At 48.6% G+C, this 25,138-nt stretch carries 22 protein-coding genes and 1 pseudogene; 12 read left to right on the top strand and 11 right to left on the bottom strand.

Annotated features, from left to right (window positions below; all coding sequences use genetic code 11):
• Positions 1-11: 11 nt before the first annotated feature.
• The 5 genes from EAO37_RS04075 to rpsO form a co-directional block, all read right to left on the bottom strand.
• Complete coding sequence (locus EAO37_RS04075; RefSeq protein ID WP_120951727.1) at positions 12-929, bottom strand: flagellar hook-length control protein FliK; 918 nt, start codon at positions 927-929, stop codon at positions 12-14.
• The gene (locus tag EAO37_RS04080; RefSeq protein ID WP_120951730.1) at positions 898-1,389 is read right to left on the bottom strand and encodes a hypothetical protein; all 492 of its coding nucleotides are present in this window, start codon (positions 1,387-1,389) and stop codon (positions 898-900) included. Before EAO37_RS04080 ends, EAO37_RS04075 begins: the two co-directional genes overlap by 32 nt.
• Positions 1,390-1,459: 70 nt before the next feature.
• Positions 1,460-2,044: an O-antigen ligase family protein gene (locus EAO37_RS09565; protein ID WP_240451719.1), complete on the bottom strand. Its 585-nt coding sequence runs from the start codon at positions 2,042-2,044 to the stop codon at positions 1,460-1,462.
• Positions 1,957-2,694 (bottom strand): hypothetical protein, encoded by a 738-nt coding sequence (locus EAO37_RS09570; protein WP_235852974.1) that lies wholly within the window; start codon positions 2,692-2,694, stop codon positions 1,957-1,959. The genes EAO37_RS09565 and EAO37_RS09570 overlap by 88 nt, the downstream gene beginning before the upstream one ends.
• A 7-nt stretch (positions 2,695-2,701) precedes the next feature.
• The gene (gene rpsO, locus EAO37_RS04090; RefSeq protein WP_120944245.1) at positions 2,702-2,974 is read right to left on the bottom strand and encodes a 30S ribosomal protein S15; all 273 of its coding nucleotides are present in this window, start codon (positions 2,972-2,974) and stop codon (positions 2,702-2,704) included.
• A 112-nt stretch (positions 2,975-3,086) separates the two neighbouring features.
• Here rpsO and flhA point away from each other — a divergent pair, with 112 nt between their 5' ends.
• The 8 genes and pseudogenes from flhA to pseC all read left to right on the top strand — a co-directional run bounded on the left by flhA (position 3,087) and on the right by pseC (position 13,655).
• Positions 3,087-5,285, top strand: a complete 2,199-nt coding sequence (gene flhA / locus EAO37_RS04095) for a flagellar biosynthesis protein FlhA (RefSeq protein WP_120944243.1) — start codon at positions 3,087-3,089, stop codon at positions 5,283-5,285.
• A gap of 10 nt (positions 5,286-5,295) precedes the next feature.
• Positions 5,296-6,383, top strand: a pseudogene (locus tag EAO37_RS04100) (3',5'-cyclic-nucleotide phosphodiesterase).
• 26 nt (positions 6,384-6,409) lie between these two features.
• Complete coding sequence (locus EAO37_RS04105) at positions 6,410-7,090, top strand: hypothetical protein (RefSeq protein WP_120944241.1); 681 nt, start codon at positions 6,410-6,412, stop codon at positions 7,088-7,090.
• A gap of 6 nt (positions 7,091-7,096) precedes the next feature.
• Complete coding sequence (gene pheS, locus EAO37_RS04110) at positions 7,097-8,095, top strand: phenylalanine--tRNA ligase subunit alpha (RefSeq protein ID WP_120951733.1); 999 nt, start codon at positions 7,097-7,099, stop codon at positions 8,093-8,095.
• Complete coding sequence (gene ytpR / locus EAO37_RS04115; RefSeq protein ID WP_120951736.1) at positions 8,095-10,395, top strand: YtpR family tRNA-binding protein; 2,301 nt, start codon at positions 8,095-8,097, stop codon at positions 10,393-10,395. The genes pheS and ytpR overlap by 1 nt, the downstream gene beginning before the upstream one ends.
• On the top strand, positions 10,395-11,717 hold the full coding sequence (aroA, locus tag EAO37_RS04120; protein ID WP_120951740.1) for a 3-phosphoshikimate 1-carboxyvinyltransferase: 1,323 nt from the start codon (positions 10,395-10,397) through the stop codon (positions 11,715-11,717). Before ytpR ends, aroA begins: the two co-directional genes overlap by 1 nt.
• A complete protein-coding gene (locus EAO37_RS04125; RefSeq protein WP_120951743.1) occupies positions 11,698-12,522 on the top strand; it encodes a 4-hydroxy-3-methylbut-2-enyl diphosphate reductase in 825 nt (274 codons plus the stop codon). Before aroA ends, EAO37_RS04125 begins: the two co-directional genes overlap by 20 nt.
• 5 nt (positions 12,523-12,527) lie before the next feature.
• Positions 12,528-13,655, top strand: a complete 1,128-nt coding sequence (pseC, locus tag EAO37_RS04130) for a UDP-4-amino-4,6-dideoxy-N-acetyl-beta-L-altrosamine transaminase (RefSeq protein WP_120951746.1) — start codon at positions 12,528-12,530, stop codon at positions 13,653-13,655.
• A gap of 1 nt (position 13,656) precedes the next feature.
• Here the strand turns inward: pseC and EAO37_RS04135 are convergent, their stop codons facing one another.
• From EAO37_RS04135 to EAO37_RS04165, 6 genes are all read right to left on the bottom strand, one after another.
• Positions 13,657-14,163: an isochorismatase family protein gene (locus EAO37_RS04135; RefSeq protein ID WP_120951749.1), complete on the bottom strand. Its 507-nt coding sequence runs from the start codon at positions 14,161-14,163 to the stop codon at positions 13,657-13,659.
• A 22-nt stretch (positions 14,164-14,185) separates the two neighbouring features.
• Positions 14,186-15,913, bottom strand: a complete 1,728-nt coding sequence (locus tag EAO37_RS04140; protein WP_120944227.1) for an outer membrane protein transport protein — start codon at positions 15,911-15,913, stop codon at positions 14,186-14,188.
• A 7-nt stretch (positions 15,914-15,920) separates the two neighbouring features.
• Positions 15,921-16,538: a hypothetical protein gene (locus tag EAO37_RS04145; RefSeq protein ID WP_235852973.1), complete on the bottom strand. Its 618-nt coding sequence runs from the start codon at positions 16,536-16,538 to the stop codon at positions 15,921-15,923.
• Between the two features lie 9 nt (positions 16,539-16,547).
• Positions 16,548-17,108, bottom strand: a complete 561-nt coding sequence (locus EAO37_RS04150; RefSeq protein ID WP_235852980.1) for a hypothetical protein — start codon at positions 17,106-17,108, stop codon at positions 16,548-16,550.
• A gap of 152 nt (positions 17,109-17,260) precedes the next feature.
• Positions 17,261-18,628, bottom strand: a complete 1,368-nt coding sequence (locus tag EAO37_RS04155) for a Na+/H+ antiporter NhaC family protein (protein WP_120944221.1) — start codon at positions 18,626-18,628, stop codon at positions 17,261-17,263.
• A gap of 400 nt (positions 18,629-19,028) precedes the next feature.
• Positions 19,029-19,577 carry a purine-nucleoside phosphorylase gene (locus tag EAO37_RS04165; RefSeq protein WP_120951752.1) on the bottom strand — a complete coding sequence of 183 codons (549 nt, stop codon included), beginning with the start codon at positions 19,575-19,577 and terminating at the stop codon, positions 19,029-19,031.
• Positions 19,578-19,655: 78 nt separating this feature from the next.
• Between EAO37_RS04165 and EAO37_RS04170 the strand changes: the two genes are divergently transcribed.
• From EAO37_RS04170 to EAO37_RS04185, 4 genes are all read left to right on the top strand, one after another.
• Positions 19,656-21,263, top strand: a complete 1,608-nt coding sequence (locus tag EAO37_RS04170; RefSeq protein ID WP_120951755.1) for an inorganic phosphate transporter — start codon at positions 19,656-19,658, stop codon at positions 21,261-21,263.
• Positions 21,264-21,331: 68 nt separating this feature from the next.
• A complete protein-coding gene (locus EAO37_RS04175) occupies positions 21,332-22,621 on the top strand; it encodes a hemolysin family protein (RefSeq protein ID WP_120944337.1) in 1,290 nt (429 codons plus the stop codon).
• A gap of 10 nt (positions 22,622-22,631) precedes the next feature.
• Positions 22,632-24,110, top strand: coding sequence for a TolC family protein (locus tag EAO37_RS04180; RefSeq protein ID WP_240451720.1), 1,479 nt, complete (start codon positions 22,632-22,634; stop codon positions 24,108-24,110).
• Between the two features lie 8 nt (positions 24,111-24,118).
• Complete coding sequence (locus tag EAO37_RS04185) at positions 24,119-25,111, top strand: efflux RND transporter periplasmic adaptor subunit (protein ID WP_120944217.1); 993 nt, start codon at positions 24,119-24,121, stop codon at positions 25,109-25,111.
• Positions 25,112-25,138 lie beyond the last annotated feature (27 nt).

Raw genomic sequence — 25,138 nt, forward strand, 5'->3', positions numbered from 1 at the left:
ATCTGCTGATCTTAAGCGTAGAGTCCCCCACTCTTAGAGGGGGGGGCATTCGTGTCTTTAGAGGGGCTTTGGGGGGTATGGAGGTTTTGGCTTTGGGGATTGTGGGGGTTTTGGCTGTGTTGCTGTTGGGGGTTGCTAGAACCATGCCCGGTGTTATTGTGCGCGATAAAACTCACATCTACATCACTAAAGCCCATTTGGGCTAAATTGTGGCGCAATTCGTTGTTATAAGAAGACAATAAGGCGGCAACAGGCGCGCTTGAGCTCACACTCACTTGGATATTATTCCCTACCTGTTGGATCACCACCTCCACCTTGCCTAGTTTATCCGGGTGGAGCTCCATAGAAAGTTTTGTAATAGGGGGCTTGAAATCCACAAGAGCTTGTTTGAGTTCGGCACTAAAATTCTTAAGGGTTTCTTTAATCAAGGGAGCTTTGGGGAGTTCTTTATCTTGGGCATGTTGGATGGGCGCATGGGACACACTCTCTTTAATGGCTAGACTGGGCTTTTCCTCCTTTTGCTCTTCAGGGCTAATTTTAGTGCCAGCTGGACCTTGCAAGGGCGCGTGGGGGGCATAAATGGAGGGGGGGAATTGCACAAGGGCTTGTTTAAACGCCTGCTTGATTTCGCGATCGTTGGTTTCGTTATCTTTAGGGAGGGTGTGCCCATAGAGTTTTTGCGCATGGAGTTTAGCGCTCTCTTGTTTGTGCTGAGCCACGCCCTGGTGTGCTAAAAGTTGGCTTAGAGGGGCTTTGGGCGGGGGGCTTGCAGTGGCTTTGCTCTCTTGCTTGGGGGTGTCCGTATTTTTGGGTTCAGGGGCTTTTTTGTCCTTGAGAGAGGCTGTGGGTTTTTTTTGCATGTCTAATAGGTGCTGGGTGGAAAGGGGGGTTTTAGATTCAGGCTTTGTGGGGGGCGCGCTTTTTTTCATGCTTGAGAGAACTCAAGCCCAATTTCTTAGCCCCTTCAAGCTTCTTGATGTCGGAGAGTTTAGCGTGTTTGGAGGCGTTTTTATCCGCCAAGAGATCGGTTTTGGGGGTTTTGGATTTTTGGGGCGTGTGAGGGCTTTTGGAGGTTTTATCAGGCAATGGGGGCACTTTTGGCATCTTGCCTTCTAACAAGTGGGCTAGGGGGGTGGTGTGGTTGGGATCAGGATTCTTAGAAGTCTTTTTCTCTTGGGCTTTAGCTAGGGCAACGGGTAACGCGTCTTTTTTGTGCTTGTCGATCTTAGGATCGGCAAGTAGGGGGGTTTTGAGTTGCTTTTTTTGGTGGGCTAAAAGCTGTTTGAACGCGTCTTTATCCGCGGCTAAGGTCTTCTTGGACGCAGAAACAGGGGTCTTACCCTTGCTGGATGTTTTGGCGATCTCTAAGCTCGTAGGGTTAAGAGCCATAGATATCCTTTGCTTGTTTTAGCACTACAAGCAAGAATGATACCGCATAACACCCACGCGTTGGATAACACTAAGAGGGCGCGCGCCCCCCCACCATCCCCATCACCACCATCCCTACAAAAAAACTCCCTTCAATGAAAAAGGCAAAGGGATCAAAACCAATCCCCAAGAAAATGTAAAAACCTAGCAAAGCCAGCATGAAGAGGGCAAGTTGGGGCTGAGATGAGCGTCTCATCCAAAAGATACGCGCCACTACAGCCCAAAACGCCAAGAGCACCCCCAAGCCCACCAAGCCCTTATGCGCAAGCGTGTTGAAAATCTCATTGTCGTATTTGCCCTTACAATCGCTATGTTCCACACTATGGTGAGAATGCGCTAGCGCGATGATTGTGCCCATGTGCTTGCAACGCGCGCTCAAACTCATGCCAAATAATGGAGAGAGGCGCACAATGGCTAAGGCTTCCTTCCAGCGATCCAAACGCGCCCCGATGCTAGAATCCGCATTATTGTGGGCGTAGAGTTTGAGATCGTGGCTAAAACTCTCTTGGACTCCCCTTGGTGTTTGAATCAGGCGCGCCCTTCTAGTATCTGTTCTCCCACAAACAACCCCCCCAAGAGCGCGCCAAGCACCAACATATGGGGCAAAGCGCGCCAAGACTTTTGGGTGTATAAAATCAGGCTTGAAAGGATGATGAAAGTTAACCAAAAGGCGATCCACGCGCTACGCGTGCCACTCAAGATCACCACAACAAAGCCCACCACTAACGCCGCGCTAAAAAATAGCTTTTCAGCGCGCCTAGAGGTGTAGAGCGCATAGATATAGCACCCAAAGATCGCCATAGCACTCAGGGTTACAAAACCCACAATGGTGCTCCAAGCGCTCACGCGCCCTATTCCAAAACCTAGCCTCTCCACCAGCGCGATTCCCCCATTGCATAGACAGGTTAGTGCCATGCCATAAAAAATGGGGCGTTGGTGCAAGCTGAGGGGGGCATTGCCCAAACACACCAGAGCGATCGCCCCTAGCAGGTAGATCAAGGGCATGTTAAGCAGGCGCAGATTATACGAAAAGTGTTCTAAACTGCCGTCCATGAAGAGATTGGGTAACACACTTGCAAACATGAGCACCCACACCCACACCAACCACTTGTGGGCGCGGGGCAATTGCAAAGAGGGCTTGTATTTGAGATAATAGCCCAATGCGCCTAGGGCTAAGATAACAAGCAGAATCTGGGCTAAGGGTTTTTTACAGGAAGTTAAAAAGAACAGCGCAAAGACAAGAGAAAAGAAACTCGATGCGCCCAAAAATACCCTAGCGGTTTTTGATGCCTAGTGCTTGGATCACTTCCAAATAGCGCTCATGCTGGGTGCGTTTGAGGTATTTGAGTAGGTTGCGCCGATGCCCTACCAACTTCAACAGCCCTAAACGGCTGGAGTGATCCTTGGGATTGTGTTTCAAATGCGCGCTCAAGTCGCTAATGCGCTGGCTAAGAAGCGCGACCTGCACTTCACTAGACCCCGTATCGCTCGCTTGCCTGCCAAATTTGGCGATGATCTCTTGCTTTTTTTGCGCCCCTAAGGCCATGTAAACTCCTAATCTAAAATTTTAACAAGGCGCGATTATAGCCTAGAAAAGTGGAATTTTACATGAAAGAGTGTAAAATACCCCCATTCTACACAAAGGGCGTATAAGAGGCGTGGCGGGCAATAAATCTAAAAATGTTCTCAAAAAGGCTTTTCCATTCTTTAGGCATCTAAGCCAGTCTAAAGACTTAACGGTTGTCGCCTTTGTGATCGCCATTTTGGGCATCATCATTGTGCCTCTGCCCCCTTTCTTGCTGGATTTTTTGCTGACTATCTCCATTGCCCTTTCTGTGCTCATCATCCTAATCGGGCTTTACATCACCAAGCCCACAGACTTTAGCGCTTTCCCAACTCTGCTCTTGATTGTGACGCTTTATCGCCTCGCGCTCAATGTCGCCACGACCCGTATGATTTTAACACAGGGCTACAAAGGTCCTAGCGCGGTGAGTGATATTATTAGTGCCTTTGGGGAATTTACGGTGAGCGGCAATTATGTCATTGGGACAATCATTTTTAGTATCTTGGTGCTGGTTAATCTCTTAGTGGTTACCAATGGCTCGACCCGTGTAACAGAAGTGCGCGCACGCTTTGCTTTGGATGCGATGCCCGGTAAACAAATGGCCATCGATGCGGATCTAAACTCCGGGCTTATTGATAGCGATGAAGCCAAGAGGCGGCGTGGCGCTTTGAGTCAAGAGGCAGATTTTTATGGTGCGATGGACGGGGCAAGCAAGTTTGTCAAAGGCGATGCGATCGCCTCGATCATCATCACCTTGATCAACATCATCGGGGGCTTTTTAGTGGGCGTGTTCCAAAGGGACATGAGTATCAACGCCAGCGCATCCACTTTTACGATTCTCACTATTGGAGATGGTTTAGTGGGGCAAATCCCTGCGCTCATCATCGCCACGGCTACGGGCATTGTCGCCACGCGCACCACCCAGCATGAAGAAGAAAACTTTGCTAGCAAGCTCATCACCCAACTGACTGACAAGAGTAAAACCTTAGTCATTGTGGGCTGTATTCTTTTGCTCTTTGCTAGCGTGCCCGGGCTACCCACCTTTTCGCTTGCCTTTGTGGGCAGTTTGTTTTTATTCATCGCGTGGCTCATCTCTAGGGAGGGCAAGGACAATTTATTTGCCAAGTTTGAGAGTTGGCTGAGTAAAAAAACCGGGGTTGATCTCTCTGCTAGAGTCGCCACACAAACAGAACCAACTCCCATCACCCGCCCCCAAAAGAGCGCGGAGGAGATCAAAAAAGAAGAAGAGCAGGCTATTAATGAGGTGCTTAAAATTGAATTTTTAGAGCTCGCTTTAGGTTACCAGCTCATCTCTCTAGCCGATGTCAAGCAGGGGGGGGATTTGTTAGAACGCATTAGGGGCATTAGAAAAAAGATCGCCAGCGACTATGGCTTTCTCATGCCCCAAATTCGCATTAGAGATAATCTCCAACTCCCCCCAACCCATTATGAGATTAAGTTGAAGGGGGTGAGTATTGGGGATGGGAGCGTGATGCCCGATCGCTTTTTAGCGATGAACACCGGCTTTGCGGGCAAGGAGATCGAGGGCATCCCCACTAAAGAGCCCGCCTTTGGCATGGACGCGTTGTGGATCGAGCCTAAAGACAAGGAAGAAGCGATCATTCAGGGTTATACGATCATCGACCCCTCCACCGTGATCGCCACGCATACTAGCGAATTGGTCAAAAACTACGCCGAAGAGTTCATCACAAAAGATGAGGTCAAATCCCTTTTAGAGCGTTTAGCTAATGACTACCCAGCCATTGTGGAAGAGGCGAAGAAAATCCCCACAGGCGTGATTCGCTCTGTCTTGCAAGAGTTGTTGCACGAAAAAATCCCCATTAAAGACATGCTAACGATTTTAGAAACCATCACCGACATTGCCCCTAGCGTGCAAAATGACATCACCATTCTCACCGAGCAGGTGCGCGCCAGACTCTCAAGAGTCATCACCAATATTTTTAAATCCGAAGATGGGACACTTAAATTACTCACTCTAGGCACCGCCACCGAGCAGTTTTTATTAAACAAGCTCAAAGACCAAGCCTCCGGAAAATTCTTGCTTTTAAACGCCACTGAGATGCAACAACTTATTGAGAACATCTCCGCCGAATCCATGAAAATTTTACAAAGAGGGATCGCTCCGGTGATTTTGATTGTCGATCCAGAGCTACGCCGTCCGCTTTCTACCAAAATGGAGCAATTTAAGATCGACATTGTGGTGCTAAGCCACGCCGAGCTAGACACCAATGCCAAATACGAGGTGTTAGGCACCATCAACATTAACTTTTAAGGACTAAGACATGCAAGTTTTTCATTTATCCCACATTGATTTGGACGGCTATGGTTGCCAATTTGTCAGCCGTCATTTTTTTGAGCAAATCACCTATTACAATGCCAATTATGGTAAAGAGGTCTCCGCAAGGCTCAAAGAGATCATCAACGCGCTCAACAAACAGAACCCCCAAAAGGCGTTGATCTTAGTTACAGATTTGAACTTGACTTTGGGCGAGGCGGATTTTTGCAAAAAGAAAGCGAAGCGTTGCGCTTGCAGGGCAAGGAGGTAGAAATTTTGCTTTTAGATCACCACATCACAGGCAAAGATGCGGCAGAAAGTTACCATTGGTATCATTTAGATGTGGATCGCAGTGCTTCTAAGATCACTTACGAAACGCTCAAAGAGCATTACAACCCCCTCCAAGAGGGCGCGTTGGAGAAACTCGCCCCGATGGTGGAGATGATTAATTCTGTGGATATTTGGCAAGAAGAGGGTTTTGGCTTTGAGCTAGGCAAGGTGTGCATGCGCATGATCGCCACCACCCATGAGCTTAACCGATTCATGTTTGATGAGGAGCACCGCGCCTATAAATTTGCCCTATTAGATCATGTGCCCTCCTACATCCACCAAGAAAATGGAGCGGTGCGCTTTGATAATGATCTTTTTAGGCTTAAAAAGATCGCTCTAGGGGGGGATCCGGATGCTGAGATAATGGATAATATCGCTTCAAACGCCCAAGTGGCGTTGCTTTCGCAAAAAAAAGAGGCGTGCAGTGTGGCATGTGAGGATAAAAGGGGGTTTTTAAGTTACAGCATGGGCGGTATTAGCGTGCTGGCAAATCTCTTTTTACACCAAAACCCTGAATTCGATTTTTACATCGATGTGGGTTTTAGGGGCAATGTGAGTTTGCGCTCCAATGGGAAATGCGATGTGAGTAGCATAAGTAAACAATATTTTAACGGAGGGGGGCATAAAAACGCCAGTGGGGGCAAAATTGAGGGTTTTAAAGAAAGTTTTGGCTATTATGACATCAAAGAACAATTGGAAAGGGTCTTCGCACAAGAGACTACGGGGGGGTCTGATGGTTTTTTTGCCAACCGATTTGGATTTTGAACTTATCAAAATAATAAAGGGTTTTCATGAGGTCATTAGTTGTCGCTTCTTGTCTGTCTGTCGCTTTCATCACGGGGTGCGCAAAGCTTAGCGTCAAGCCTGAACAGGTGTCTAGGTATAATAATGGGGTGCAGGTGCTGACATCTAGCCAGCCCCACTCCAAGGTGCAAGTGGAGGTCGCCCAAAAGCAACTCAAGGGCTTGGACGATCCTCCCTTAGTGCTGTATGTAGGCGCGCAACTCACGGGAGGAAATCCCCTAGACTTTGATAGTAGTCATATTAGCGTGCAGGAGGGGCAAGAGAATTTGCCCGTGTTAAGCTTTAAGCAAATGCTTAAATCCAGTTACGATTTTGACCCCGTGTTACAAAAGTTCAACATCGCCGTGCCTTCTACGCCTATCACAGGGGATAATATCCCCTCACCCATGTTCTACTATGGGCAGGGGGCTTTCCTAGCCTATGATATGATGATGGGTGTGCCCTTTATGATGATGGATGACGCACAGACTGCAGCGATCATGCAAGATGAACGCCAAGCCTTTAAAATCATGGCGATCAACTATTTGAGGCGTTCCACCCTCAAGCCCGGAGGCAAGGCTAAGGGGGGATTTGTGGTGGTAAACCCTAAGCATATCACTGCGGGCACTTTAGTGGTTAGGGTGGCTCTCAACGATGAGGTGCATACCTTCAAAATTGACATTAGGTAGACTCTCTTGCAGGTTTTAGACGATCTCTTGGCGCGTGTTGCCCATGTGCGCGATCTCAAGGAGTTAGAGGATCTACGCCTGCAGGTCTTGGGCAAAAAGGGGATACTCACCCAAGAATTTACCCAACTTAAAAACTTAAGTGGGCAAGAAAAAGCCCATAAAGCCCAAAAACTCAACCAATTTAAGGAGGCTTTCACCCAAGCCCATGCCCAGCGCAAACAGGCTTTACAAAATTTAGAGCTAAAGGCGCGCTTGCAAGCTGAAAAACTCGATCCTAGTTTAGCCAACACCCATATTAGTGCTAGTCTAGGGCATCCACTCAGCTACACTAAAGATCGCATCATTGAATATTTCACCCAGCTAGGTTTTAAATTGCACTTGGGGGAGTTGGTGCAAGAGGAGTTTTACAATTTTGATGCGCTCAACATGCCCGCCTACCACCCCGCGCGCGCCATGCAAGACACCTTTTACTTCAAGGATCACAAGCTTTTGCGCACCCACACCTCCCCCACCCAAATCCATGCCATGCAAACCCAAGAGCCCCCCATTAAAATGATCGGGGTAGGTCCTACCTTTAGGCGCGATTATGACACCACGCACACCCCCATGTTCTCTCAAGTAGAAGGTTTAGTAGTGGATAGCGCGCATAAGGTGCATTTTGGGCATCTCAAGCAGGTTTTAGAGGACTTTTTACACTATTTCTTTGGGGATATTAAAGTGCGCTGGCGATCGAGCTTTTTCCCTTTCACCGAGCCTAGCGCAGAGGTGGATATTAGCTGTGTATTTTGTAAACAAGAAGGGTGCAAGGTGTGTAAGCACACCGGTTGGCTAGAGGTGTTAGGCGCTGGGTGTGTGCATCCGGGGGTGTTTAAACACGCAGGGCTAAAAAATGTGAGCGGATACGCCTTTGGGCTAGGGATTGAACGCCTAACCATGCTCAGTTGTGCGATCAATGATCTTAGAAGTCTTTTTGAAACCGATTTGAGATTACTAGAGGCGTTTTGATGTTACTCAATACCCACACTTTGGAGGATTTTTTAGAGGGTAGTTTGCCCGATGTGCCCACTTTATGCGCGGATTTAAGCCGTGTGGGTTTGGAGGTGGAGGGGGCTAGCCCCTTTGGGTTGCCCCAAGAGGTCGTGCTCGCACAAGTCCTAACTAAGGACAAACACCCCAACGCAGAAAAACTTAGCATTTGCCAAGTGGATAGTGGTAACAAGGTGTTACAAATTGTCTGCGGGGCGAAAAATGTGCAGGCGGGGCAGTTTGTGGCGTTGGCTCTGCCCGGGGCGTATTTGCCTGCCTGTAAGCTCAACATACAGACGAGCACACTCAGGGGTGTAGAGAGTTTTGGCATGCTCTGCTCAAGCGTGGAGCTGGGTCTGCCTAAGCTCTATGAGGGGATTTTGATCCTAGATAGTAGCCTTAATGGCGATGAGCCCCTAAAAGTGGGCACACCTCTAAGAGATTTACCCTTTTTTAAGGGCACGCTTTTAGATATCGCGCTCACTCCCAATCGGGGGGATTGCTTGAGTGTGCTAGGCGTTGCGCGCGAAATCAGTGCGCTCTATTCTTTGCGTCTTAAAACCCCCCCCAAACTCTCTTTTAGCCCACTAGCCACCCCCCCAAGCCTGCCCCAAACTCTGCCCCCCTGCGCGCTCTGTTATGGCACACTGGAGTTAGACACGCCCTTTTTGCCCCTAGAGATCGCCCTCACTCTAGCCTTGCAACACAATTTACAAGAGAGTTTGGTCTCTAATCTCCTAGAATACAGCACCTATTTAAGCGGGGTGATCTTGCAGGCTTACCCAAATGTGCCCTTAAAAGTGTGGTCCTCTGAGGGCTTTTTACACGCCAAGCACGCCAACAGCACCCTAGCCACGATCGGGGTGCGCGCCCCCACTCCCCCCCAAACCTCCCCCTATTTGCTAGAGGCTAGCTTTATAGAGCCTAGTCATTTATGCCAATGCCTACACTCTCACCCTCAAGAGAGCACCCCCACGCTCATCCACCACTCCCAGCGCGGGAGCAACCCACAGGTGCAAGAGGGCTTAGAGTGGCTAGCCTTGTTACTCACTCGTTTTTACCCTGAGGCACGCTTGCAAGTGGGCACGCCTCTAAGCACCTTTAGCCCTCCAAGTCTTAAGCTCACTCTTACAGAAATCGCCAGTATCTTAGGCATGCCAATTAGTTACCAACAAGTCCATGCAATCTTAGAGAGTTTGGGATTTGGCTTACACGCCCAAGAGGACACACTCACTATCCAAGTGCCCCCCCATCGCCATGATATTGAGGGCGTGCATGACATTGCTGAAGAGATTTTACGCTTTGTGGGCATTGAGAACATTCCCCCTGCTTTATTACACACCAGCGAAACCAGCAGTGCCAACCCCCACTACACCCGCTATTGCTTTGAGCGCACCCTAGCCACCAAAGCCCTTGCCTTGCAATTTAAGGAGGTGGTGCATTATGTCTTTGCCAAGAGGGAACGCTTAATAGAACTAGGTTACCCCGTATTGCCCCAAGAACTTGATCTTCTCAACCCCATTAATGCCGATCTCAACACCCTACGCACCTCTTTAATCCCCGGACTCTTAGAGGCAAGCGCCCACAATAAAAGCCTAGGCTTTAAGAGTGTTGCCCTTTTTGAGTTAGGAAGCATTTACAACGCCAAGCGTGAGGAGGCACAAAGTCTAGCCTTTCTAGCCAGCGGGCTTAAAAACTCCCCCCATTACCCCCACCCTAAGGGGGAGGCGTGGGATTTTTACGCCTTTGTACGCGCGATCTCTAGTGTGATCGGGGCTTTTGATTTAGAACCCATCGCCCAAGAGCAAGTCCAAGAAAACCCCTATTTAAACGCCACCTACCACCCCTACCAAAGCGCGTGGATCATCCAAGAGGGGCAAAAAATTGGCGTGCTGGGGGCGATCAATCCTATCTTAGTCCAACAAGAAGACTTATTAGAAGGCTTTGTTGCTGAAGTGAATCGCGCATTGCTCAACCAAAAGCCCTACAAGGCTCAAGAGTTTTCAAAACTGCCCACCAGCTTTAGAGATTTGACTCTACTTGTAGATAAAAATTGTCCTTTTGTGGCTCTCAAGCAACGCCTTTTAGAAGCGCGCATCCCCCATTTAAAAGAAGTCTTCCCCCTAGACATCTACACAGAGAATGCTGAGCAAATCGCCCTAAGTGTGCGCCTTAAAATCCAATCCCAAGAATCCTTGATGGAGTCGCAATTACAGGCGATCGCCCAGCAAGCTTTAGGCGTGCTAGAGCAACATTTTAACGCCAAGCTCAAATCTTAATGCTACACATCGCCCCCGCGCCAAAATTTGATCTCAGCTTAGATCACCTGCCCTCAGATAAATCTTTAAGTCATCGCGCGCTCATTTTTGCGCTCTTGTGCCAAAAACCTTGTTTTGTGCAAAATTTGCTCACAGGTCAAGATTGCCTAAGCACACTCAACATCGCTAAAGCACTAGGCTTAAGAGTGCAAAAGCACGCCCTAAACACCCTCAAGCTCACCCCCCCTAAACAATTTTTACACTTCAATGAGCCCACAAAGCCTTTAAATTGCCGCAATTCAGGCACAACCATGCGCCTTTTTAGCGGGCTACTTGCTAGTAGCCAGAGTCAGAAAAACCACTATATTTTAGTGGGCGATGCCTCTTTGAGCAAACGCCCAATGGGGCGGGTCATCACGCCCTTAGTCCAAATGGGCGCACACATCCGGGCGCGCGCACAAAATACCCTAGCCCCTTTAAGCATTCTAAGCGCGCCCCTGCAAGGCTTGCACTACACTAGTCCCATATCTTCTGCACAGCTCAAAAGCGCATTGCTACTAGCCACCCTGCAAGCCAAAGACCCCCTTATCTTTAGTGAGCCCTCTTTAAGTCGCGATCATAGCGAGCGCATGCTAAAAGCCCTAGGCGCAAAGATTGGCATTACCCCCACAGCCATCAACCTAGAGCCCCTAAGCCAGCCTTTAGAGAGCTTTGAGTGGTGCATCCCCGCTGACCCCTCTAGCGCGTTTTACTTTGCCTTAGCTGTGGTGCTTGTGCCCCAAAGCGCGGTGTTGCTCAAAAATGTTTTGCTCAACCCCACGCGCATAGAAGCCTTCAAAGTGTTAAAGAAAATGGGCGCGCATGTGGAGTTTCACCCGCGCACCACACGAATCGAGCCTGTGGGGGATATTTATGTGCAACACCGCCCCCTTGAAGCGATTGAGATTAAAGAGAATATCCCCTCTCTGATTGATGAATTGCCCGCTTTGGGCGTGGCGATGAGTGTCGCACAAGGGGTGAGCGTGGTAAAAAATGCCAAAGAATTGCGCGTCAAAGAGAGCGATCGCATCGCCACCACTCTAGCCAATCTAACCAAAATGGGGATTGAATGCGTGGGCTTTGAAGATGGCTTTCAAATTAAGGGCGGGACTCTTAAACGCCCCAAAGAGCCCTTAGAGAGTTTTAACGATCATCGTATCGCCTTAAGCTTTGCGATCGCTTTGCTAGCCTGTGGGGGGAGCTTGAAAAATAGCGCGTGCATGGCGATCTCTTTCCCCACATTTAAAGAAATTTTGGGGCGTATCACCCCCATAAAGGACACCCATGCAAGTGAAAATGGCTAAGAATTATGGCTTTTGCTTTGGCGTGAAACGCGCCATTGAGATCGCCCAAAAGAATAAAAATAGCCTCACACTAGGCTCGCTCATCCACAACCCCAAAGAGATCAAACGCCTAGAGCAAGATTACAATGTGCGCGTGCAAGAGGATGTCAATGCCATTGAGCCCCATAAAAGCGTGATTATCCGCACGCATGGCATCCCCAAAAACGATCTAGCTAAACTCAAGGACAAAAAGGCGCATATCATTGATGCGACCTGTCCCTATGTGATCAAACCCCAACAGATTGTAGAAAAAATGAGCGCAAAGGGGTATCAAATTGTCATCTTTGGGGATGCCAACCACCCTGAAGTAAAGGGGGTGATTAGCTACTCTAGCACGCCTCCCTTAGTGGTGGGCTCTTTAGAAGAATTACAGAGCCAAAATTTAGCCAAAAGAATCGCCCTAGTCTCCCAAACCACCAAACAAACCCCCAAGCTTTTAGAGATCGCCAGCTTTCTCATCGCGCGCTGTGCGGAGGTGCGTATTTTTAACACCATCTGTAACGCCACCTTTGACAATCAAGAAGCGGTGAGGGAACTTAGCCAAGAGGTGGATATTATGGTGATTGTGGGGGGCAAGACCTCTTCAAACACCAAGCAACTTTTTCACATCGCCAAAGAATTTTGCCCAGATAGCTACTTGGTGGAGGATTTTAACGATCTCAAGGCGACATGGTTTGAGGGTAAAAAACTCTGTGGCATTAGTGCGGGGGCTTCTACCCCTGATTGGATCATTGAAGGGGTGCGCCAAAGCATCGTGGGGCTTTAAACACCATGAACCCCTATAGCACCCAGTGCATTGATCAAAGCGATATACAAGCCGTAGTGCAAGCCCTACAAGGCGCGCATCTAGCACAGGGACCCCTGGTGGAAGACTTTGAAAAAGCCATGGCGAACTATTTAGGCGTTGCGCATGTGCTAGCGTGCAATAGTGCCACCTCTGCCTTACTGATGACCTACCAAGCCCTAGGGTTAGCAAAGCATTTTGCAATCACCACTCCTCTTAGCTTTGTAGCCACAGCTAACATGCTCTTGGCATGCCAAGCCACACCACTATTTTGCGATATTGGCGTAGATGGCAATTTAAACCCCGCACTCCTAGAGGAAACCTACCACACGCACGCCCAAAGAGAGCGTATTAAAGCGGTGGTGAGCGTGGATTATGGGGGGCGGAGCGTGGAAGTGCAAGCTATCAAGGAGTTTTGCGCACGCTATGGACTATATTTCATCTCTGATAGCTCGCATGCGCTAGGGGGAAGTTATCGGGGGCAAAAGATCGGGAGTTTAGCCGATGCCACGATCTTTAGTTTACACGCGATCAAACCCATCACCACCGCTGAGGGGGGGCTCATTGCCACGCATGACAGCGCGCTTTATCACAAACTCAAGCTATTGCGCGCGCATGGGGTGGAGAATCGGGGTTTTGATGTAGAAGTGCGGCATTATGGCTATAATTTTAGAATGAACGAATTGCAAGGTGCATTAGGCTTAAGCCAACTGCCTAAACTCGATGCCTTTATTGCCGTGCGCGAAGAGATCGCGCGCTTTTACGATCGCACTTTTGCTAATAACCCTTATTTTACCCCTCTGCATGCGAGTTTGCCCCCCCATATCACTAGCTCCAACCATCTCTATCCCCTACTCTTACACCCTAGCTTATGGGAGAAAAAACACGCATTGCTACAGGCTTTATTAGAGGCGCAAATAGGTGTGCAGGTGCACTACAAACCCATCCATACCTTTAAGCTCTATCAAGAACGCCTAGGACTCTTGGACTTCCCCAAAGCCCAAGACTTTTATCAAGCCACACTTTCATTGCCCTGCCACCAAAAGATGACTCTAGCCCTAGCCCAATACAGCGCAGACACGCTTTTAGAATTGTGCGCGCGTTTTTCTAGCTAATCTATTTGATAAGTTTAGAGATAGCCCTAAAGCTAGGGTGGGTGTAGGTTTGTAAGCACTCAAAAGCGACTATCTCGCTACTCAAAATGCGCGCCCCGCAACTTTGCAAATCGGCTAGAGCTAGGGCTTTGTTATTCATATCCCTAGAGCTGGTGCAATCTTGCAAAACCACCACCTCAAAGCCCGCGCGCAAGAGATCTTTCACACTTTGGTAAACACAGACATGCGCTTCGATACCTAGCACCACCAAGCGCGTCTTAGGTGGCAAAAGGGGAGCTAGTATAGGCGCAGCGCTGAAATGTTCTTTGGTGTGGGGTGTGCCTAAAAAGGCTTGTAAGGGCGCGACACTGGGACCTAGCTTACTAGGATTTTGTTCGCTAGCCAAAATCTTAAGCTCCAACTCTTGGGCGATCTGCAAGAATTTCACGCAATTAGCCAAGAGAGTTTCTGCTTGCGCCATAACAGGAAGCAATTTTTCTTGGATATCTATAACAAGTACATGGAACATCAAACCCCTTTAGATGGAATATTCACCAACGATAACCCAAAGACGCTGAAAAAATGCGTAATTGACCAATATCTTTGGATTGGTAGTAGCTATCGCGGTTGCTCTTGAAAGTGAAAGTGCCTCCCCAACCGATGTCAAAACCCCTAAAATTGTATTTAGCCCCAAAGGCGATGGAATAGCCATTGGAATCTGGAATCCCAATAGCGTCTTGGGGGCTGGGGGCTTGGTCGTAACTGAGCGCGCCCATTAAGCGCAAACTCCTGCCCATGTAGGTCGTGCCGATTCTAAAAGTGTTGGTGTCGCGCCACCCATTCCCCATATTCATTACCCCGCTAAAATCCGCCAAACCTACCATTTTTTTAAGGGTAGCGGAATTGAGATTTTGCACCGTGCCCCCAATCCCTTGGTAGGACGCGTTGGCAAAATCTGGGGTTACCAAAAACTTATTGCCCTGACTCCAAAAAGTGCGTTCATACACCCCCTCTACGCGCAAGCGGTGTTTGAAAAACTCGTGTGCGTAGGCAATATTGATCACTTGGGGCAAGGAGACATTGATATTTAGATGCCCTCTTGTAAGCACATTGCCTAAGCTAGGACCTAATTTGGTGAGCGCGGTCAATCCCCCACGCATATTAAAGGTAACGCTACTATTGTAGACTACAGAGAACATGCCATTTTCAAAAACGCGCATGCTCGCCCCGATCTTATAGCCCCCCCCCCAAGAGCTCCCATTACTCTGTTGGACAACCTGAGAAGTGCCATAGAGATCAGAGATGGCTTCTTGCAAGCCACTATAGCGCATGATTTGCTTGAGTCCATTGTAATAGGTCTCACACACAGGACTATTTTGATTCATTTGGGCGGTGCACTGCATAGCTGGACGGTAGCCAATGCTGGCAAGTTGGTCGCGCATAGAGCTTGGTACCTGCTGGCTAAAGACATTATTGGGTAAACCTATAATCTGACTCCCAGTGAGCACAGAAGCGCCATGCAAGGGCACATAAACGGTGTTGTCAAACTTGCCCGTAGCGTAGAGTCCGCGCGCGCTCACGCCTACAGAAAAGCGATCGCCAATGGTGTAACTCACGCTGGGAGCTAGCTCCAACATCATAATAAAGACATTTTGCAAAAACTCCCCACCCTGACCATTCCACTTCATACCCAGCCCCGAGGGGGCGGTAAAACTTCCCCCAAAGGTGAAACCATTGTGGTTACGGGTTTTATAAAAGAATTTGGGGAGGACAAAATTAGTCGTGCCCGTCCACCCGCTCACCACCTGCGCGCTGGGCATAGAAGCCACGGTGGTAACCTTTTGGTTAGTGAGTCCTTGTAAATTATTGATGAGTTGTTTGAGCGCAGGAATACCCCCATCTATGAGCTTTTGGGCTGCAGAGGTAGCCACCCCCCCTAAACCCAAAATATTGATAATGGCTGCGTTATTGGCTTTGCTAGGATTCATCACTAGGCTAGTTTCTGAGTAAAGTCCTTGGTTGGTGCCAGGCACCATGAATTTAAAGGCAGGGATATTAATGACCGTGCTAGTGATCTCAAATTCGCTTTCATTTTCTCCCCAGTCATTATCAAAGCCCATATTAGCTGGGTTGTAATAACTCGCGTCCGCGCCCCGTGCCCCAGCGATGTAGGCGGAGTTAAGCGCGGTGCCATTTAAGCTTTGCTCGGAAATCTTAAAGCCATTGGCTTGCCCCAATACCGGCACCAGCACCACCCACGATCGCCACCACCAACGCACACGAACCTCACTTAGGGGGGTGGTATTGCTGGATTACGATGGCCGTGCCCGTGCTCATGTTTTGGAATAAGATTTTATCGGGTTTGCGTTCGTAGTAAATCACCTCTGCGTTTTGCACAAAGCGTTGGATCACCACTCCATTGGGTTCTATGCGCTTACCCATCCCATTGAAAATATCGCGCCCTAGCACGATGTCATCGAAGAGATCCCCATAACTCACCTTGCCAAAGAGGTCCCTAGCCGCGCTCCACTTAGCCGAACAAATGCCTGAAAAACATAGGTAGTTTTTCTTGATCACAATTTCTCCGGCTTTCTTGCTGAGTTGGTAGAGCTCGATTTGCAGATCGCCTTCTTTATTGCGTTCGATCGTGCCATAGTCATAAAAACGCAACACGGGCGTGTAAATGTAAATGAGCTTGAAGCGTTCTAGGGCTTTTTGGCGCGCGAGCTCTGCCTCTTGCTTGCGTTGGGCAGCACTTTTTTTAATGAAGAGCTTTTTATGCGCCTTGTGTGTTTTGTGGGGCTTGGGTTTGGGGGGCTTTTTGTGCGCGCAAGAAACCAACAACACCCCACAAAACGCCACACCCAAACACGCCGACCACCTAGCTAACAAAGAAGCAACCACGCAATGAGATCAGCCTCTTGCCTGGTTGAAGACATTATACCAAATGCGTCCGTCTAGTTTGAGCTCCATACTCACCTGGCACAAGCCGTCTTTGTAGATCGTTTCTGTGATCTCAGCGTTGCGGATCAAGGCGTTCACCTTCGTTTTAATCACAGAGTTTTGCAAGATCATGTCTTTGACTGTGTCGGTGGCGTTCACCCTAATCCCATACATTTTCTCGCCCAACTGACGGTAACCATCTACAATAGCCGCGCGTTTAGCCAAAGCCAAAGCTTGGGAGGGAGAAATGGTGGATTCGGGCGCAACCCCCATGCCCACCGCACTAAGTTCGATCACATTGGTGGGGGTGAGAATAGGTGTGTTAGGCACCATCGCAGGCGCACCCCCCCCACTAGAGAGATTGCCCTGTGAAGAATTGTCAAAACGGGTTTCAATTTGGGGCTGGGGTTTGGGAAAATTTGGCATCGGTGGCTTGCTAGTGCTATTAAAAGTGGTGGGGGGATAAATGGGGGCTTGCAAGCCCGTAGCTGAGGGGGGAATGAGTTGCGTGGCTCCCGCGCGCTTAAACATGCCACAACCTCCCACAACTAAAGCCAAGCCCACACAAGCGCACAAAGGGACAAAACTCCATGTTCTAGTGCTACCACCCACGCATGCCTTTTGCTCCATCTTACTACCTTTGAGTCATTTAGCCCGTCATTATAGCACAAAAAACCCTAAAACTATGCCTGAGCACTGGTGGTTTTGGGCGTTAAACTCTTCAACACCAGCGCGCTGTAAGCACCCCAGAAAATATAAAGCAAGGTGAAGACTCCTAAGAGTCCCTGATACCATAACAAGGGTAACACCGATAGAAAATCCACCCCTCCCTTGGCAAACCCCAGTAAAATGAGCATCTGCGCGCCATAGGGGATAAGTCCTTGAAAAATGCAAGAAAAGATGTCCAAGATCACCGCGCTTTCACGCCGATCCACACCAAATTTCATGCTAATTTTCTTGCTGATCTCCCCCACGATCACAATCGCCACGGTGTTATTGGCTACAGCCAAATCCACCGCGCTCACCAAAGTGGCGATCCCCACTTTCGCGCTTTTAGGACCAATAATGCACTTTTCAATCTTGCTAATCACCCATGCCACCCCCCCCTCACGCGTTACCATAAAGGCGATCCCCCCGGTTAACAAGGAGAGCAGGAAAATCTCTTGCATATTGCTAAAGCCATTGTAGATCTCCTTGCCAAAACCTAGCAGTGTGAAGTTGCCATAATACAACCCAATCCCTCCAGAGAGCACCACCCCCACGAACAACACTAAGAAGACATTGAGTCCCAAAAGCGCTAAGATCAACACCAAAATATAGGGGAGAGTCTTGACAAATTGGAAATCATGCACGCTCAAGGGCACCACACTCTCAGGTCGTCCAAAGATCAAAAGCAAGATCACGGTGAGCAAACTTGCGGGCAGAGCGATGTAGAGATTGATCTTAAATTTGTCGCTCATCGCCACATCTTGGGTGCGCGTGCTTGCGATGGTGGTGTCTGAGATAATGGAGAGATTATCCCCAAACATCGCCCCCCCTAATAAGGCTGCTAAGATCAAGGGCATGGATAGCCCGCTTTGCGTGGCTAAACCCACCGCAATAGGACCTAATGCCACAATCGCGCCCACACTCGTGCCAATGGCTGTGGAGATGAAAGCGGCGATCACAAACACGCCTGCAGCCAGATATTCTACAGGGATGTAAGTTAACCCTAAATTGACCGTGGAATCCACCCCGCCCATCGCTTTACTCACCACCGCAAAAGCGCCAGCCAGCAGATAAATCACGCACATGGTCATGATATTTCTATCCCCACATCCGGCTAAAAAGTCGTCAAATTTTTGGTTTAAATCGCTTTTAAAAAGCAAAAACGCGCTAGCGACCCCCAAACTAGCGGCTACAGGTCCGGGCAGTTGGTAAAAGCCCATTTTTACCCCGATTAATTCTAAATAAATCCCTGTGCCTAAGTAAGTAATGATGAAAACAAAAAAGGGAACTAGCCCTAGCGCGCTAGGCTGGGCGTGGTAAGTGTCTTGTTTAAACTCCTGCATGCGTGTCCTTTGTGCGTGAAATGGGTGTGTAATAAAAGACCACCCATGCACATCAGATCGCTAAGGTGTAAGGAAAAACGCCTAGCTCTCTGCCTCACGACAAAAGACGACATAAAAACCCTTTACTACAAAACTGAGCGACTAGCCTAACACAAAGAAACTTTAAATAAGCTTGGTAAATAAAGTGCCCCCGCCTTAAGGGGGGCGACAACCCTTAGTCTTGGTTGTTGCTGTTTTGGCTATTGTTGTTGCTACTATTGTTAGTGCTACCACAACCACAGCTATTGTTGTTGTTGCTATTGTTGCTATTGCAACTGTTATTAGCGTTGTTACTCATAGCGTTCTCCTTATCGTATTTGGAAGTTTCAAACTCCCATGCGCGCATTGTAACCCATTTTCTTTAACACTTTCCAAACGCCTCCATCCACGCTTCCAAGCGGGCTTTAGCCCGATCGTGGTTGTCTAAAAACTCTTGGTGGGCGTGGGGACTTATATAGTTAGTAACACAGAACACACCCACGCTAGGAATCTTAAAACTCTGTGCTACTCTTAAAAGAGTGAAAAACTCCATGTTCTCTAAAGCGATGCCAGCGCCTTGCATTTGGCGCGCAAAATCGGGACTTGTGTGGATGTAGTTGCTGGAATTGACTTTCATAGCGGGCAAGCAGATTTGATCCAAGAGCGCGCTGTGGGCTTCTAGATAATTTTCTAGGGGGGTGTAGCTTTGATCGCACACAAAACTCTGTTCGATCTGGTAACCCTGCGCGCTTTTGAACAAGGACAACATGGGCAAGTTAGGATCATAACTTCCTGCGCTCCCCACAAAGATCAATTCTGTAGGGCGTTCTAACAAACACAGGCGTGTGAGAGTGATCGCGCTCTCTATAAGCCCCACTCCCACCCCCCTAGCCATGCCAATTCTCTCTAGGGATCCCGCGCATACAAACATACCGACACCTCCTATCCCACTCTAAAGCATTTCTCTTTAAGCAGTTCTTAGAGTATTTTATACTAAAGTGCGCGCACAATGAAAGCTAAAGACGCTTCCCCTTTTAAACAAGCCTTTAAAGAACTCCAAAGAGATAATGTCAAGATCACCCTTGCTATCGTGTTTGTGGTCTGTATTGCTGGCATGGCTCTAGTCTTAGGGCATGTCCCCATCCATTTTCCCCTACTTGCCTTAGCCACGGTGGTGGGGGGCTACATGGCGATGAACATCGGGGCTAATGATGTGGCTAATAATGTGGGACCCTTGGTGGGCTCTCAGGCGATCACCTTGGCGATGGCGATTTTATTAGCCGCGCTTTGCGAAGTGTTGGGCGCGGTCTTAGCCGGATCCGATGTGGTGCAAAGCATCAAGGGCAAGATCATCAACCCCGCTCATATAGAGAACACGGCGGTGTTTGTGGGCATGATGTTGTCAGCCCTGCTCTCTGGGGCGCTGTGGTTGCACCTGGCTACAGCCATTGGCGCGCCCGTTTCTACCACGCACTCCATTGTGGGGGGGGTGTTGGGGGCGGGCTTGATGGCCGGGGGAGTGGGGGCTGTGGAGTGGCATTTTTTAGGGGGTATCGTGGCTAGTTGGGTGATCTCGCCGATGATGGGGGGGGGGATTGCGATGGGCTTATTGGCGACTCTTAAAAATGTCTTGAGCGACAAGGAGAACAAAAAACAAGCCGCTTTGAGAGTGATGCCCATTTTGGTGGGGATCATGGGAGCGGCGTTCACTTGGTATATGATCGCCAAAGTGCTGGGGAAGAAAATCCCCTTAGAGTGGTGGCAGGAGATTCTCTTGAGTATCGCGGTGGGTTTGGGAGTCTATGGGCTGTTTAAATCCTATGTGCTAAGGAGACTCCCGCTACTAGAAAACACAAAAGAGAGCGTGCATACCCTCTTTACCTACCCGCTCATCTTTGGAGCAGCCCTTTTGAGTTTTGCGCACGGGGCTAATGATGTGGCTAATGCCGTGGGTCCCTTGGCGGCTATCGTGCAGAGTTTACAAGAGTGGGGTAACCACGCGATCCCCACTAAGGCTTACGCGCCCTTGTGGATCATGTTGATTGGGGGGCTGGGGATTGCCTTGGGTTTGAGTTTGTATGGACCCAAACTCATTAAAACCGTGGGGAGCGAGATCACGGAATTAGACAAAATGCAAGCCTTTTGCATCGCAATGGCGACCGTGATCACCGTCTTGTTTGCCTCTAAGCTAGGTTTGCCTGTGAGCTCAACCCATATCACCATCGGGGCGGTCTTTGGGGTGGGCTTTTTGCGTGAGATCTTGCAAAGGCGCACTTTAGCCATCAAGCAGATGATTTTAGACGCGCACGCAGGCGAGGACGCTAGTGTGATTAAAAATTTCTTAGAACGCTTTGAAAAAGCCAACCCCAAACAAAAAAAAGAAATGCTAGCCTATCTCAAAGCCTTGAAAAAAAATAACAACACCTTGGAATACTCCATTGGGTTGAGCAAGAAAGAACGCAAGACGCTTAAAAAAGCCTATAAAAGTGAATTGGTGCAGCGATCGGTGATCAAGAAGATCATCACCGCTTGGGTGGTAACCGTGCCTATTTCCGCCTTGTTGGGCGCGCTAGGTTATTATTTGGTTGCCGTGTTTGACATCGTGGAACGGTTGTAGGTGGGCGTGTGTCCGCTATAGCCTTCCTCATTTAAGGAGAGCCCTTGGGGCTTTACGAGCCGATTTTGATGTTTGGATTAGCCTTGTTGTTGGTCTTACTCAACGCGTTTTTTGTGCTGTCCGAATTTGCCATTGTCAAGGTGCGCCGATCTAAGCTAGAGGAGCTGAGTTTACACAATAACCAAAACGCCACCCTAGCCCTTAAAATCAACGCGTCCATTAACACCTATTTGAGCGCGACCCAGTTGGGAGTAACCCTGTCTTCTTTGGGTTTGGGTTGGTTAGGAGAACCCGCTATCGCGCACTTTATCACTCTGTTGTTGAAAAAGTGGTTGCATTTTGAGAGCCTATACATTTTTGCGCATAGTTTGAGTGTGGCGATTTCCTTTAGTTTCATCACACTCTTGCATGTGATTTTAGGAGAGATTGTGCCTAAATCCATCGCCATCGTGCGCTCAGAGAGTGTGGTGCTTTGGATCGCGCGCCCCTTGCATGCCTTTTGGTTGATCTCCTACCCTGTGGTGAATCTCTTTGACTTTTTGGCTAAGATTGTGCTTAAAATCTTTGGGATCGAGCCCCAGCATGATAGCACCCACTCCGAAGAAGAGTTAAAGATCATCGTGGGCGAGAGTCTAAAGGGAGGGGTGATCGATTTTGTAGAAGAAGAAATTATCAAAAATGCGGTGGATTTTTCGGACACGAGCGCGCGCGAGGTGATGACTCCTAGAAAGGACATGGTGTGTTTGGATTTGCAACGCCCCTACAAAGAAAATATCCAAACCATGTTGAAAAACCCTTTCACGCGCTACCCATGCTGTGATGGCAATAAGGACAATATCTTAGGCTTGATCCACATCAAGGATGTGCTGTCGGCCTCTTTGTTGGACGCTAAAGAAGTGCAGAACTTCAAACACCTGCTAAAAGACATGCTCATTGTGCCTGAAAGCGCGTCTATTTCGCAAATTTTGCTCAAAATGAATAACAAACGGGTTTACAGCGCGCTGGTGGTGGATGAATATGGGGGCACTTCTGGCTTATTGACAATGGACGACATCATTAAGGAGATCATGGGTAATATTTCAGACGCGCATGATTTGAGCAAGGAAGGTATCAAACGCCTAGATGAAAATACCTTTGAGTGTGATGGCATGGTGGATTTAGAGAACATGGCCGAATTGCTCAAGATCAAATTTGATCCAGATTACGAACAGGTAACTTTGGGGGGGTATGTCTTTAGTTTGTTGGAACGCCTGCCAGAAGTGGGCGATGTGGTGGGAGATGCGCATTGTATCTTTGAGGTGTTGGATATGGACAAAGCCCGGATCAAAAAGCTCAAGCTCATGAAAAAGAATCTCTAAAGGGGTGCTTATGAAAACTAGGCTGGCTAGGTATTTGAGTGTGTGTTGTGTCGTGGGAGGCTTGCAAGCCCAAAGCGCGTTTTTACAAGCCCCGCCCCAAAGCGTTGACTCCCCCATGCTCTCTCTCAAACAGGCATGGAATATAGTGCTGGCTAATTATGATGGGATCAAAGCCCAAGATTACGCGCAACAAAAGGCTAAAAAACTCAGCACAGCGGCTAAACTCTCTTTTTTGCCCCAAATCGATTTGAGCGCTTTTTATGTGCACTTGGCTAAACCCATCACTGTTTCCCCCTTCAAGGGCAACCAAGCCAAGATTCAAGAATTCGCTGGGGGTATGGAACGCTTTTTGGGTCAACCAGCCTTGGCGCATTTGGGTGGTGCGGCACTAGCCCAAGGCATTGGCGGGATGATGGGCATGTTAAGCCAGCCTTTCTTATTTTCTAAAGAAAATGTGGTATTGGGGGCGTTGAGTATCATTTACCCCTTGTATATGGGTGGAGCGCGTTTTTACATGAGTAAGCTTGCCTCTTTGGCGCATAAGGAGTCTATGGAAGTTTCGCGCCTAAAACGCCTCTCCACTTTCCAAGAATTGGTCAAGATTTACTACGGCTTGGTGTTAGATAGGGAGGTGTTAGGCGTGTTGCAAGATGTGGAAAAGGGGCATTTAAAACATTACCAAAACGCCCTAAAACGCCAAAAGGCAGGGCAAATCGCACGGGTGGAAACACTCAGCGCGTCCGTGGCTTATGAAAAGAGTAAGATCAAAACCATGCAGGCTAAAGATGCCCTAGAAGTCGCCACTTTGGCTTTTAACACGATTCTTTCTAAAGAGAGTGTAGCAAACACCCACTTTGCTCCCAGCGCGAATCTGGACATCCACCCCAAACACCTGCCCAATCTCAACTTCTTTGTGCAAGAAACCTTGAGTTCTTACCCGGTGTTAAGGAGTTTGGCGATCAAGCAAAAGAGCGCAAAGGAGATGGTGAAATTGGAGATTTCCAAATTTCTGCCCCATTTTAACTTCTTTGGAGCCTACATTATGAAAGAGAATAATTCTACCTTCATGGACATGGTGCCCCAGTGGTTTGTGGGTGTGGGGGCGCGCCTGCCCATTTTAACCCCCACAGGCAGAATCATGCACTACCAAGCAGCAAGGATCGATGAGTTGCAAACCAGCGCGTTGCAAAGCCAAGCCAAAAAGGACATGGAACTCTTGGTACACAAGACTTATTTGCAATGCCAATCCTATCTCAAAGAATACCAGAGTTTAAACACCAGCATTGAATTAGCCAAAGAGAATTTGAAATTGCAAGAAGAGGCGTTCAACCAGGGCATGGGCACAAATTCTTTAGTCGTGGATGCGCGCAACTCTCTTTCGGGCATTTTAGTGGAACAAAAAACCAGCGCGTTTAAATACATCAGCGCGTTGGTGGATTTGATGGCTCTTGGGGATCACATCGATCTCTTTTACGATTACGCGCATTAGGACAGCACATGGCTAGCACTGCGGATAAAAAACCTCTAGTTCTCATCTTAAGTATTTTGATCGCCCTAGGGATCTTAGGCTGGCTTGGCAAACTCTATTACCAAGCCTATAGCCATAAGGTGGACAGATTGCAGGGTTTTATAGAAGCTAGGGAATACAGCGTGAGCTCCAAATTAGCCGGGCGCATTGAGAGCGTGGTCGTCAAAAAGGGGGATCGCATCAAAAAGGGCGATTTAGTCTTTACCATCCACAGCCCCGAGGCGGAGGCTAAATTATTGCAAGCTAGCTCGAGCCACAAGGCTGCGGCTGCTTTGCGCGATGAGGTGTTAAAGGGGAGTCGTAGCCAAACCATCAAAAGCGCTAAAGATGTCTACCAAGCCGCTAAAGCCCAAAGCGACTTGGCTGAGGAAACCTATAAACGCGTGCAAGAACTCTATGACAAGGGTGTAGCCAGCTTGCAAAAACGCGATGAAGCCTATGCGGCTTTCCAAAGCGCCAATTACAATAAAGAAGCCGCGTTCCAGCAATACCAGCTAGCGCGTGAGGGGGCTAGCCAAGAGAGCAAGATCGCCGCTAAAGAAAAAGCCCAAGCGGCTTTAGGGCAACTCAACGAAGTGCAGGTATTTTTGCGCGATAAAAATGCTTATAGCCCCATTGATGGGGAGGTGAGCAATGTTTTACTCTATAGCGGAGAATTAAGCCCCAAGGGCTTTCCGGTTGTCTTAGTAACCGACACCGCGCACGCGTGGTTGAATTTGAGCGTGCCAGAAAAATATTTGAAACAATTTGGTGTGGGGGCTGTGTTTAAGGGCTATGTGCCCGCTTTGGATCAAAGTCTAGAATTCAAGGTTACCTATGTGAGTGTGATGGGGGATTTTGCCACTTGGAAAAGCACAAGTAGCAGTAAGAGTTATGACATGCGCTCTTTTAGCATTGAAGCCACCCCTTTGAGTGAGATGGCACGCCTGCGTGTGGGTATGAGTGTGTTGGTTAATCCTTGATGTGGTCTAAAATCAGGCAGGACACCT

Origin of the sequence: Helicobacter sp. L8, assembly GCF_003660355.1 — a bacterium.
Lineage (GTDB): Bacteria > Campylobacterota > Campylobacteria > Campylobacterales > Helicobacteraceae > Helicobacter > Helicobacter labacensis.